Here is an 11,985-nt window from a genome sequence, read left to right as displayed (position 1 = left end):
TTTTATGTTACTGTAATATTACTTTAAGATTAAGAAATGAATACAGGTGTTGAAAGTTAATTTGAAGAGTCATATACTTAAATAAATAGAGAAATTAAACTTAGTTTTACATAAGGGAGGATATAGTGATGAAATTAAGAAGTAAGAAAATTTTAGCTGTACTCTTAGCAGGGAGTATCGGTACAGGTGCATTTGCAGTAGGTGCTGCAAACTTAACAAAAAATGTACAACTTAGATATAACAACATTGCAGTTAAAGTAGATGGGCAAGTTAAACAACCAAATATGGAACCATTCTTCATTGGAGACTCTGTTTATGTATCACTTCGTGATGCAGGTCAATTAGTAGGGAATCAAGTTAATTGGAATGGCACAACACAAACAGTAGAAATCAATACAAATACAATATCTAACTCAATTATTGAGCAAGATCTTGCAAATAAAAATCATCAATTAGCAGTTGCTAACTCAAAAATTAAAGATATGGAAGCTAAAATTGCTAAATATGAAAAACAACTTGGTATAACAGATGACAAAGAAGATAGCAAAGATGATGATAAAGATACAAGTACATCTAAAGAATTAGATCTTAAAGCAACACTTAAAAATCTTGAAAAATACTATAGTGATAAATATGATGTAGAGTGGACATTCCGTCTTAAAGGTGATGAAAGTAAATTAACCTTTGAAATAAGATATGATAGTAAGAAAGATGGTAAATACTTCAAAGAAATCTCTAAATCTACACTTGAAAAGTTCACAAAAGATATGGTGAAAGATATCCAAACAGAATGTGGGTCAATCAAAGTGGTTGGTGAAGTCTATGACACTTATGATGAAGTAACAGTAGCAACATTTGAAATGTCCACAAAAGGATCATTCGATTTTGAATACAAACGTAATAGCAATTACAAACAATCTGACTTAGATGATTTTGCAAAAATCTTAAAAAATAAATTTGGCACTTTCCCAAGACTTGACTTAGGAAGCATGTTTGATGGAAGTTCTATTCGTGTTAGAGATGTAAAACTTGAAGCGAATAATGATGTGATTGAATTCTCAATCTATACAGATTATGCAGATATGACAGTAGCAGATAGTGCTTGGTATGAAATGAATAGTACACAAAAAGATAAATTAGAAACTTATTTAAATGATATGCAGGATTATATTGAAGATGAATTTGATACAAAAGCAAAAGGTTATGTATATAACGAAAGTAAAGAAATCATTGCAAAATATGATGGTAGTTTAAAACTTAACTAAATAGAATAAGAGAATTTGTTACAGGAAAATTACAAATCTATTTAGAAAGTTGACTTTGAATATATACCATTATATAATTTAACATGAAATGGAAAGTTATATATTAAATTAAATTATAATTATGAAGGGGGACGTTAATAATGAAATTACGTCAAAAATTAGCAGTAGTTTTAGCTTCAGCTATGGTTATCACAGCTGTTCCTGTAACTACAATGGCTGCTTCAACAAACAGCTTCAACAAAACTTTATCAATCGTTGCTGATAAAGAAATCACAACAGATCAAGAGTTATTTTTACAAGTAAAATACTCAGATAATGACAAAACAAACAAAGATGCAGATGTATTCTTCATCAACGCAACAGATTTCGAATTCAAAGAATCATCATACAAAGAACATGCTTCAACTGTAGCAACAACAGCAAAAGTTGAATGGTTATCAAAATCTCAATTAAAAGTAACTGTAACAGATAAAACACAAACAGCTTTAATTCCAGTTGCAGGTACACCTAAAAAAGGTAACCCAGCTATCACTGTAGATGGTGAAGATTCACTTGTAACTTCAGGTAAATACTCACTTACAGGTGCAGAAGTTGTAACAGATAAATTATTAGCAGCTACAGCTGGTGATGCTAAAAACATTTCTGTAGATGGATACGGTTCAATTGCTGATATCACAATCGAAGAAAAAGTTGCTGATTCTTTAAGCAACAAAGAAGTTACAATTACATTACCAAATAGCTCAGATTTAATCTTTAACTCAAAATATGCAAAAGGTGCAGATTTAACAGTTGAAGGTAAAAGAGGTCTTGCTGGTAAAGTAACAACATTAACAGCAAAATACTACCAAGATGAAAAAGGTAATGTAGACAATAAAAAACTTGTTGTTACATTCCCAAAAATGACAGCAGGAACAAGAGGTTCTGTAGTACTTAAAGGTATCGAAGTTCAATCTGAAGATAAAAAAGGTAACGTAGGTACTGGTGAAGTTAAAGTAACAGTTAAAGCTGAAAAAATGGAAGATACAAAATTAGTTGTTGCTAACGTAACAGAATACGGTGTATCATTCAAAGTTGACGAAGTAGAAAAATTAGTTTCAGGTAAAGGTTCAAAAGAAATCGAACTTGCAATTAAAGAAAATGCTGTTGACAGCTTAGATTCTAAAAAAGATATCTACTTCACAATTGAAGAAGGTTACTTCGATGTTGAAAGCCAAGTTAAATTCAACGAAGCTAATGCAGAAAAAGGTCTTTCAATCAATAAAGATTTAGATGAAATCACACTTGACTTAGGTCATAAAAACACAAAAGATGGTAAAACTACACCAATCTTTACAGCAGATAAAATCAATGAATTCAAATTCAAAGTAAATGTTGCTACAAAAGCTGAACAAAAAGGCCCAGTAGTAGTTGTTGCATCAAGCAAAAACTTTGAAGAAGATATGAAAGTAGAAGTTGCTACTGTAACTCCAGCTGTTAAAGTTGAAACAGAAGCTATCACAGTAAAAGCTGGTCTTAAAGATCAAGTTGGTGGTAAAATTGTAATCAAAGAAACAGAATCAGAATCACTTGAAAAAAATAAAGAAATCCGTATCAACTGTGCAGAAGCTAAATACGGTTTCGATGTTAAAGATGCAAAAGTTAAAGTAACAGGTGGAGATATCCAAATTGACTCTGAAGTTAAAAATGGCGAAATCATCATCAAAGTTACAAGAACATCTGATGAAGCTTCAACAATCACAATCAGTGATCTTGAAATCACAACAGATAGAACTGTTCCAGAAGGTACATTCGACTTCCAAGTTGGTGGTACAGCTATCTCTACATTAAACAACAAAAAAACAGGCGAAGTTAAAGATAGTAAAGATGTATACACAAGCCAATACAAAGATGCTATTAAATTAGCTGATTTCGTTAAAGTTGGTACAAAAAATACAGAAGATCTTCCAAACGCTGCTGTAGCAAAAGAAATCGTTTTAACAGCTGGTAGCATGGCTTATACAGTAAATGGTGAAGCTAAAACAGCTGATGCTGCAGTAACAATTAAAGATGCAAGAACTATGGTACCAGTTCGTTTAGTAGCAGATGAATTTGGTAAAGTTGATTTCGGTACAATCAATGGTGTTGGTACAGTAACAGTATTCAAAGATGGTAATGTACTTCAATTCCAAAATGGTTCAAACATCATGAACAAAAATGGTATTGCTATTCCTATGGATGCTAAATGTGAAATCGTAAATGGTAGAACATTTATTCCAGTTAAATATGTTGCTGATGGTCTTGGAATCAGCTACACATGGGATGCTGCAACAAAATCAGTTACATTCACAAACTACGCTAAATAATTTGTGTTTATGAAAAAAAGCAACTCCTTCCCAGGAGTTGCTTTTTTTGTTGTTTATTAATATATATTTCACAGTAGATATGCTATAATACAAGACAAGAAGTCATATCAGAAATAAGAGGTGAAATATGATTGAAAAGGAAAAAGAAGTTCAGGGTAAATATACCTTCAATTTTAAATGGGTAGTGTTTATTCCTATAATGTTATTATTAGGTGTAGTGCCGCTTATGGTCAGACTTGTAAAAACAGATATCCCAGCTGAATATATACTTTATATAACAGGAAACAACATTGATTTCTTTACTCAATTTAAAGCGCAAGCTATTGTAGCACTAGTAATTGTTATGGGAGTCATTTTATTCTTAACATGGAAGAAAGAATATGTAAAAAAAGATAAAATATCTTATATTTACTATGGAATGTCAGCTTTATTTATAATGATGACATTATTATCAGGATTTTTATCTTCTTATAGAGAAGTAACAACATGGGGGCTTCCAAATCATGCAGAGGGTATGGTAATTTTAGTATGTTATATTGTTATGATGCTTTATACATACTATTGTGTGAAAGAAAAAAAAGATTATAAATTTATCCTTATACCTTTAGCGTTTTTAGTAGTGTGTACAACAGTACTAGGGTTTTTCCAATATATTGGTAAAGATTTATTTATGACAGAATTAGGGAATAAGATTATTATCCCTGAACATTATGCAGAGGATAGAGGAATATTAACAGGCCTATATGAAAGTAAGCGTATATATGGGACCATGTTCCATTACAATTATGTAGGTAGTTTTGCTGCAATGATGGTTCCACTATTCTTAACTTTGACTTGCTTAATGAAAGGGTATAAGAGTAAATTAGCTTTTGGATTTTTAAGCCTATGTAGCTTATTCTTACTTTTTGGTAGTACATCTAGAGCAGGTCTTATAGGTTTTGCTTGTAGTATTGTTGTATTTATTATTTTGTTTGGAAGAAGTTTTATGAAGCATTGGAAGGGACTAGTAATAGCAGTTGTTATAGGAATGATAAGTGTTATAGGATTGGATATGGTTACTCATGGAAGTATCTTTTCTAGGGTTCCAGCCTTAGTTGCAGATATAAAAGAGATGTTCCAATCAGCACCACAAGATTTCGGTTATAAATCTAATTTACCTATTCAAGATATTATTCAAAAAGATGGTAGAATTACATTCAAACTCAAAGATAAGTCACTAACAGTGAGTATGACAGAAGACGGGCCTAAATTTGAAGATGAAGTTGGTAATGAAATTGTATATATTTATATGGATTTAGGCCAAGGCGCTAGATACTTTACTCAAGAACAAAAGTTTGAAGATATGATCTTCCATGTAAGACAAGTTCAAGATCAATATTACTTAATTTTAGCGTACCAAAATACAAAAGTATTAACCTTAGGAATGAGTGATGAGGGGATTCAAATAGTAGATGATTACACTTATGAACCTAAAGAGCTTGTTGAACCACCTGCTATTGGATTTAAAGGTAAAGAAAGGATGGGGTCTGCAAGGGGATACATTTGGTCTAGAAGTTTACCACTTTTAAAAGATACCTTATTCCTGGGATTTGGCCCGGATACTTATGCATTTGAATTCCCACAGGATGATATATTAGGGAAATGGTATGCTTATGATACACCTAATATGGTAGTAGATAAACCTCATAATTTATATTTACAGATTGCTATCAATGAAGGTGTAATAGCATTAATAGCGTTTTTAGTATTAGTTGGTACTTATATTGTACATGCTATTCAACTATATGGATTTAAAAAAGGTTATAGCGTCATAGAAATACTAGGGAGTGCAGTGCTTCTTGCTATTATAGGTTACTTAGGTGCTGGTATGTTCAATGACTCTGTTGTACCCGTTGCACCTATATTCTGGATCCTTTTAGGGACAGGTATGGCAACTAACTTTATAGTAGCTAAAGAGCAAAAAGGAGCACGTGCAAAAATGTCACATGCAACGATTAATATGAAGACAAGAAAACATGTATAATTAAAATAAGGGTGACCTCATATGATAATGAGGTCACCCTTATTTTAATAGGCATTTTTGTTAACAAATCCTTTGAATATAGTTAATAGTATGATCTTTAAATCAAAGCTAAAGGTCCAATTTTCAATATAGTATAAATCATGCTCAATACGACCTTCTATAGAAGTATCACCACGATAGCCATTAATCTGGGCCCAACCTGTAATGCCTGGGCGTACTTGATGTTTGATCATATAACGAGGTATGGTTTCCTTAAATTGATCTACGAAGAAAGGTCTTTCAGGACGAGGTCCTACTACAGACATATCACCCTTGAGTACATTGAAAAACTGAGGAAGCTCATCAATACTTGTCTTACGCATAAAGCTACCCCATTTAGTTTTGCGGGGATCATTAGGTGTAGTCCATTTAGCTTTTTCTTCTTCTTTAGTTTGGACACGCATGGAACGGAACTTATACATATTAAAGTTTTTACGATTAAGGCCAACACGCTCCTGTTTATAAATAATAGGGCCAGGAGAAGTAAGCTTGGTCATAAATGCTGCAAAAAGTAAAAGTGGGCTTGTAAGAGTAATGGCAACTAGAGCAAAAACAATATCAAAACTACGCTTTATAAAGTTTTTAAATACATTATCAAGAGGAACATGACGGATATCAATAACAGGTAGTCCATCTAAGTCATCCATATAAGGTTTAGCAGGTATATATTTATGATAGTAAGGGATGATCTGAGTTTTAACTCCAGATTTTTCGCAGATTTGAAGAATATAGCTAAGCTCTATAAGATCTGATCCAGACACTCCTATAATCACAATATCAATAGTAGATTTAGAAAGGAGAGTTTCTAGGTCCTCTACTTTTCCAGCCACGTCATATCCTTTAAAACTTGTAAGGGGATGTGTATTAGAAGTAACAATACCGGCAATGTTATATCCCCAATGGGCATTCTTGGCGGCTTTATCTAGAAAAAGTGCACTACTATCGGTGGTTCCTACAACTAAGCAATGTTTGAGATTATAGCCGAGTCGGCGGTATTTTTTGAGAATGAGACGAATACCTATGCGACAACCTATAGTAAGACAAGTATTAATGAAGAAGAATAAAATAATTGTCAAACGGGAGAAGTCAATGACTTTAAAAGTAAAGAGGCCTACCATAAGAATAATACCAGCCAAAATATTTGTTTTTATAATGGCGGAAACTTCAGTATGAAAAGGCTTAGTACGCCTAGTACTATAAATATCAAATATATTATAAAGGATAAAGTACACAGGTAGACACAAGATGATTGGTTTGAGAGATGTACTCAAAGTAAGTGAAATCGTTCCACTATCTAGTAGGTAAAAGCGTGTACTATAGGCAAGTATGTATGACAAAACGATCAGTAATAAGTCTAAGAAAATTTGTAGACGATTTAAGTAACGTTGATTTTCTCTAATCATATATAAAACTCCTTTTAAAGCTTAAAGATATATTTATTATACTATATTAAAAGTAAAATCACAAAAGGTCACAGGTGTAATAGGCTATGTAAGGGGGATGTAATATATACCAGCTATAAATCAACAAAAAGCATTAAATAGTGAGTGTGTCTATGATATAATAAAAGTAATGTAGAGTATAAAAATAAAAGAATTATAGAAAAAAATAGAAATAAAAATAGAAGTCAAAATAGAAAAGGAGAATAACATGAAAGGAATTATTTTAGCAGGGGGATCAGGGACAAGACTTTATCCTATTACAAAAGCAGTATCTAAACAGATTTTACCTATATACGATAAACCAATGATTTATTATCCATTATCTACACTGATGTTAGCAGGGATCAGTGAGATACTTATTATTTCTACACCTAGGGATTTGCCAGTATATGAAGAACTGTTAGGGGATGGTACAGAACTAGGAATGCAAATTAGTTATGCAGTACAAGAAGAGCCTAAAGGTCTTGCACAAGCCTTTACTATAGGTGAAACATTTATAGGGCAAGATAAAGTAGCATTAGTATTGGGAGATAATATCTTCTATGGCAAAGGATTTACAGGGGCCCTTAGAAGTGCAGCGGATTTAGAAGAAGGTGCTGTTATTTTTGGATATTACGTAAATGATTCAACAGCTTATGGTGTAGTAGAGTTTGATAGAGAAGGCACAGTTGTATCATTGGAAGAAAAACCAAAACAACCAAAATCTAATTATGCTATACCGGGACTTTATTTCTATGATAATGATGTAGTTGAAATTGCTAAAAGTATCCAACCTTCGGCAAGAGGTGAATTAGAAATTACTTCTGTTAATGAAGAGTACCTTAATAGAGGTAAATTAAAGGTAGAACTCTTTGGGCGAGGCATGGCGTGGCTAGATACAGGTACGTGTGAAGGATTAACAGAAGCAAGTAGTTTTGTTCAAGCGGTTCAAAAGAGACAAGGTCTTTATGTGGCATGTATAGAGGAAATTGCATATAGACAAGGGTGGATTAACAAAGAACAATTACTTAGGCTAGCAGAACCAATGGCAAAGACAGAATATGGTCAATATATGATTCAAATAGCAAATGTAGAGAGATAGATCTAAGAATTTAAATAGAGAAGGAGTAATGAATATGAAAAATATATTAGTAACAGGTGGTGCAGGTTTTATTGGAGCAAACTTTGTAAAGCATATGCTTAGTACATATGACTATCATATTATTAATTTAGATGCCCTTACTTATGCAGGAAACTTAGAAAATTTGAAAGAAGTGATGGAGCACCCAAACCATACTTTCGTCAAAGGGGATATTAGAGATAGAGAATTAGTAGATAAACTTTTTGAAGAGCATACAATTGATACAGTAGTTAACTTCGCAGCAGAGTCACATGTAGATAGAAGTATTGAAGATCCAGAAATCTTCCTTTCAACCAACGTGTTTGGGACACAAGTGCTCCTCGACACAGCTAAGAAATACTGGAAGGTTAATCCACAAGATAAATACTGTCGTGAATTTAAAGAAGGCGTGAAATATTTACAGGTTTCTACGGATGAGGTATATGGTACTCTTGGTAAGACTGGTATGTTTACAGAAACAACACCATTAGCACCTAATAGCCCATATTCTGCATCTAAAACAAGTGCAGATCTTTTTGTAAGAGCATATAACGAGACGTTTGGTATGCCTATCAATATTACAAGATGTTCAAATAATTATGGACCACTTCAATTCCCAGAGAAGCTTATCCCACTTATGATCAATAACTGTAAGAGGGACAAGCAGCTTCCAGTGTATGGAGATGGTATGCAAATTCGTGACTGGCTACATGTAAAAGACCACTGTACAGGTATTGATACCGTACTCCACAAGGGTAGAATTGGAGAAGTATACAATATTGGTGGAAACAATGAAAAAGCTAATATTGAAATTGTTAAGCTTATTATTGAGAACTTAGGAAAAACAGAAGATATGATTAAATATGTTCAAGATAGACCGGGACACGATAGAAGATATGCGATTGATAATACCAAGATTACTACAGAGCTAGGATGGAGTCCAAGCTATACCTTTGAACAAGGTATTAAAGAAACAATAGATTGGTATCTTGCAAATCAAGAATGGATGGACAAAATTGTATCGGGCGAGTATATGAATTATTATACTAATATGTATAAATCTATATAGGAAGTGAAGAATTGAGATTATGAAAAAGAGTCCTTTTAAAATACTATTTTTTGCTATGATAGTATTTTTTAATATTTGCATTCTCTTATTTGCGAATATAGATAAGGAAAGACAATTAACAATTGGGTATGAAGTAGCTTCAGATACACAAGGGATTTATGAATTATTATATAGTGAAGAGGCATTTGAAGAAGGAAATATTAATGTTGCTAGTGAGAAATATAAGGATATTAGTATTGAACAAATAATAAGTTATAAAATTCCTACTGCAACAAGGTATATAAGATTAGATTTAGGAAATAGTCCAGCAAAAATCAATATTAAAAATGTCAAAATGAAATATTTTTGGTACACAGAGAATTTGACAGAAAAAATATTTATTAATAACCTAGAGATAAAAGATATTGATAGTATAAATTTAGAGGATAATGATATTAGTATTTTATCTATAGGTTCAGATCCTTATATTTTATATAAAATAGATGAGGCTAGTATTTTAGAAATTAATAAAGTCGATGATAGTATAAGTTATATGTTTAAGATACTTATATGTATACTTATAACTAGCTTAGGAATTGTATTCTATAAAACAATTCCTTCTATTAAAAGTTTAAGTATAGAACTAATGAATAATAAAAAGCTGATATGGACTTTAGCGAGAAATGATTTTAAAACAAAATATGCAGGCTCATATTTAGGAATCATATGGGCATTTATTCAACCAATAGTAACAGTATTAGTATACTGGTTTGTATTCCAAGTAGGATTTAAGGCTGCACCAGTAGAAGAATTTCCTTTTGTATTGTGGCTTATAGCAGGTATGGTACCATGGTTTTTCTTTAATGATGCAATTATGAATGCTACAAATAGTTTGATTGAGTATAATTATTTAGTAAAAAAAGTAGTTTTTAAAATTAGTGTATTACCAATAGTTAAAATTATTTCGGCTCTTTTTGTCCATTTATTCTTTATATGTTTCTTAATGATTATGTTTATAGGATATGGGTATATGCCTAATATATATTTTGTACAAACTTTATATTATTCATTATGTATATTTGCTTTAGTATTAGGAATTTCATATATGACATCAGCTATAATTATATTTCTAAAAGATTTAGGACAAATAATAACGATATTTTTACAAGTAGGAATGTGGATGACACCAATCTTATGGGATTTTTCTATTATTCCTGAGACCTATCAATGGATATTTAAATTAAATCCTATGTACTATATAGTTGAAGGATATAGGGACTCATTAATTAATCAAGTTTGGTTCTGGGAAAGATACAATCAGACAATTTATTTTTGGGGCGTTACAATTAGCTTATTTATTGTAGGTACAGTGATGTTTAAAAGATTAAAACCACATTTTGCAGATGTATTGTAGAAAGAGGTACATTAATGACTAATATAATGATTAAAGTTGAGAATTTGAATAAAGTATATAAATTATATGAAAATCCAATAGACCGATTAAAAGAATCATTAAACCTTGCTAAAAAGCTTTATCATAAGGAGCATTTCGCTTTAAAAAATATAGAGTTTAGAGTTAATAAGGGAGAAACAGTAGGAATAATAGGTACAAATGGTTCGGGTAAATCTACATTATTAAAAATCATTACAGGTGTATTAAATCCTACACAAGGAAGTGTAGAGGTAAATGGAAAAATCTCAGCTTTATTAGAATTAGGAGCAGGCTTTAATCCAGAATATACAGGAATAGAAAATATTTATTTGAATGGTACTATGATGGGTTATACAAAAGGTGCTATGGATAAAAAAATAGCAGATATAGTTGATTTTGCAGATATTGGAGACTTCATTAATCAACCTGTAAAAACGTATTCAAGTGGAATGTTTGTTAGACTTGCTTTTGCAGTGGCAATAAATGTTGAGCCAGAAGTTTTAATAGTTGATGAGGCCTTATCAGTGGGAGATTATCGATTCCAAGCAAAGTGCTATGCTAAAATTGAAGATATGAAAAAAACAGGGGCAACCATTTTACTTGTAACACATGATGTAGATTCAGTAAGAAAGTTTTGTGATAGATGTATATGGATTGAGAAAGGGGTTATCCAAGAGATTGGAGACGTAAAGCCTGTTACTTCTCATTACTTAGCATTTACTAATAGTAGTCATAATGAAAATAATACTAATATAGTAAATGAGGAAATAGAAGTAACAGAAGCAACAGGTATAGAACTTTACCCAGAATTAAAACCTATAAATAGATGGGGAGAATATCCTAATATCATAAAACATGTAATGATATACAATACATCACAAGAAATTGTGGAACACATAGAATTAAAAGAAGAATTTTGTATAAAGGTAATTTGTGAAGTAAGACAGGAAGAAATCCAAAAACATGAACTAGGCATTGCAGTAGCAATTAAAAATAATAAAGGTCAGGATTTAATAGTAATTGATACTTTTAGAGATAAAATTAAGTTAAATCGTGCAGGAAGGTATTGTATAGTATTTAAACTTAAAAACTATTTTATTCAAGGTGAATATTATATTGTTGCCAGTTGCGAGAGCAGGGAGCAAGCTATTCCGACTTATTTAGATCATGTTGATGGTGCATATCATTTTAAAGTAATAGGAGATAAATGTTTATATGGTATGCTTAATGTACCGTTTAATGTACAGGTAGAAAAAAGACCTAATTAATTTGAGGGAATATCAAGAAAGGAAGAC

The 11,985-nt window shown here is 31.6% G+C and carries 8 protein-coding genes; 7 read left to right on the top strand and 1 reads right to left on the bottom strand.

All coding sequences use genetic code 11. The features are described 5' to 3' along the window. The first annotated feature begins 128 nt into the window (after positions 1–128). From PBV87_RS17240 to PBV87_RS17230, 3 genes are all read left to right on the top strand, one after another. Positions 129–1,265 carry a stalk domain-containing protein gene (locus PBV87_RS17240; protein WP_271013109.1) on the top strand — a complete coding sequence of 379 codons (1,137 nt, stop codon included), beginning with the start codon at positions 129–131 and terminating at the stop codon, positions 1,263–1,265. A gap of 140 nt (positions 1,266–1,405) precedes the next feature. Further along, positions 1,406–3,607 carry a stalk domain-containing protein gene (locus PBV87_RS17235; RefSeq protein WP_271013108.1) on the top strand — a complete coding sequence of 734 codons (2,202 nt, stop codon included), beginning with the start codon at positions 1,406–1,408 and terminating at the stop codon, positions 3,605–3,607. Positions 3,608–3,734: 127 nt separating this feature from the next. Then, positions 3,735–5,630 carry an O-antigen ligase family protein gene (locus PBV87_RS17230; RefSeq protein WP_271013107.1) on the top strand — a complete coding sequence of 632 codons (1,896 nt, stop codon included), beginning with the start codon at positions 3,735–3,737 and terminating at the stop codon, positions 5,628–5,630. 44 nt (positions 5,631–5,674) lie between these two features. On the opposite strand, the gene PBV87_RS17225 is transcribed toward PBV87_RS17230, so the two are convergent. Then, positions 5,675–7,072, bottom strand: coding sequence for an undecaprenyl-phosphate glucose phosphotransferase (locus tag PBV87_RS17225; RefSeq protein ID WP_271013106.1), 1,398 nt, complete (start codon positions 7,070–7,072; stop codon positions 5,675–5,677). A gap of 247 nt (positions 7,073–7,319) precedes the next feature. Between PBV87_RS17225 and rfbA the strand changes: the two genes are divergently transcribed. The 4 genes from rfbA to PBV87_RS17205 are packed head-to-tail and all read left to right on the top strand — an operon-like array spanning position 7,320 to position 11,958. Then, a complete protein-coding gene (gene rfbA, locus PBV87_RS17220; RefSeq protein WP_271013105.1) occupies positions 7,320–8,192 on the top strand; it encodes a glucose-1-phosphate thymidylyltransferase RfbA in 873 nt (290 codons plus the stop codon). 34 nt (positions 8,193–8,226) lie between these two features. Further along, the gene (gene rfbB, locus PBV87_RS17215; protein WP_271013104.1) at positions 8,227–9,279 is read left to right on the top strand and encodes a dTDP-glucose 4,6-dehydratase; all 1,053 of its coding nucleotides are present in this window, start codon (positions 8,227–8,229) and stop codon (positions 9,277–9,279) included. 55 nt (positions 9,280–9,334) lie between these two features. Continuing rightward, positions 9,335–10,672 (top strand): ABC transporter permease, encoded by a 1,338-nt coding sequence (locus PBV87_RS17210; protein WP_271013103.1) that lies wholly within the window; start codon positions 9,335–9,337, stop codon positions 10,670–10,672. A 14-nt stretch (positions 10,673–10,686) separates the two neighbouring features. Then, a complete protein-coding gene (locus PBV87_RS17205; protein ID WP_271013102.1) occupies positions 10,687–11,958 on the top strand; it encodes an ABC transporter ATP-binding protein in 1,272 nt (423 codons plus the stop codon). Positions 11,959–11,985 lie beyond the last annotated feature (27 nt).

It is taken from the genome of Holtiella tumoricola (assembly GCF_027857615.1).
Lineage (GTDB): Bacteria > Bacillota > Clostridia > Lachnospirales > Cellulosilyticaceae > Holtiella > Holtiella tumoricola.
The sequence above is the reverse complement of the archived record's forward strand: the minus strand, read 5'-3'. Positions and strand labels throughout refer to the sequence as shown.

What these genes read in the sequence shown, in the direction of transcription:
- PBV87_RS17240 (WP_271013109.1), top strand. Translation starts at nt 129, where the DNA reads ATGAAATTAAGAAGTAAGAAAATTTTAGCTGTACTCTTAGCAGGGAGT.
- PBV87_RS17235 (WP_271013108.1), top strand. Translation starts at nt 1,406, where the DNA reads ATGAAATTACGTCAAAAATTAGCAGTAGTTTTAGCTTCAGCTATGGTT.
- PBV87_RS17230 (WP_271013107.1), top strand. Translation starts at nt 3,735, where the DNA reads ATGATTGAAAAGGAAAAAGAAGTTCAGGGTAAATATACCTTCAATTTT.
- PBV87_RS17225 (WP_271013106.1), bottom strand. Translation starts at nt 7,072, where the DNA reads ATGATTAGAGAAAATCAACGTTACTTAAATCGTCTACAAATTTTCTTA.
- rfbA (WP_271013105.1), top strand. Translation starts at nt 7,320, where the DNA reads ATGAAAGGAATTATTTTAGCAGGGGGATCAGGGACAAGACTTTATCCT.
- rfbB (WP_271013104.1), top strand. Translation starts at nt 8,227, where the DNA reads ATGAAAAATATATTAGTAACAGGTGGTGCAGGTTTTATTGGAGCAAAC.
- PBV87_RS17210 (WP_271013103.1), top strand. Translation starts at nt 9,335, where the DNA reads ATGATAGTATTTTTTAATATTTGCATTCTCTTATTTGCGAATATAGAT.
- PBV87_RS17205 (WP_271013102.1), top strand. Translation starts at nt 10,687, where the DNA reads ATGACTAATATAATGATTAAAGTTGAGAATTTGAATAAAGTATATAAA.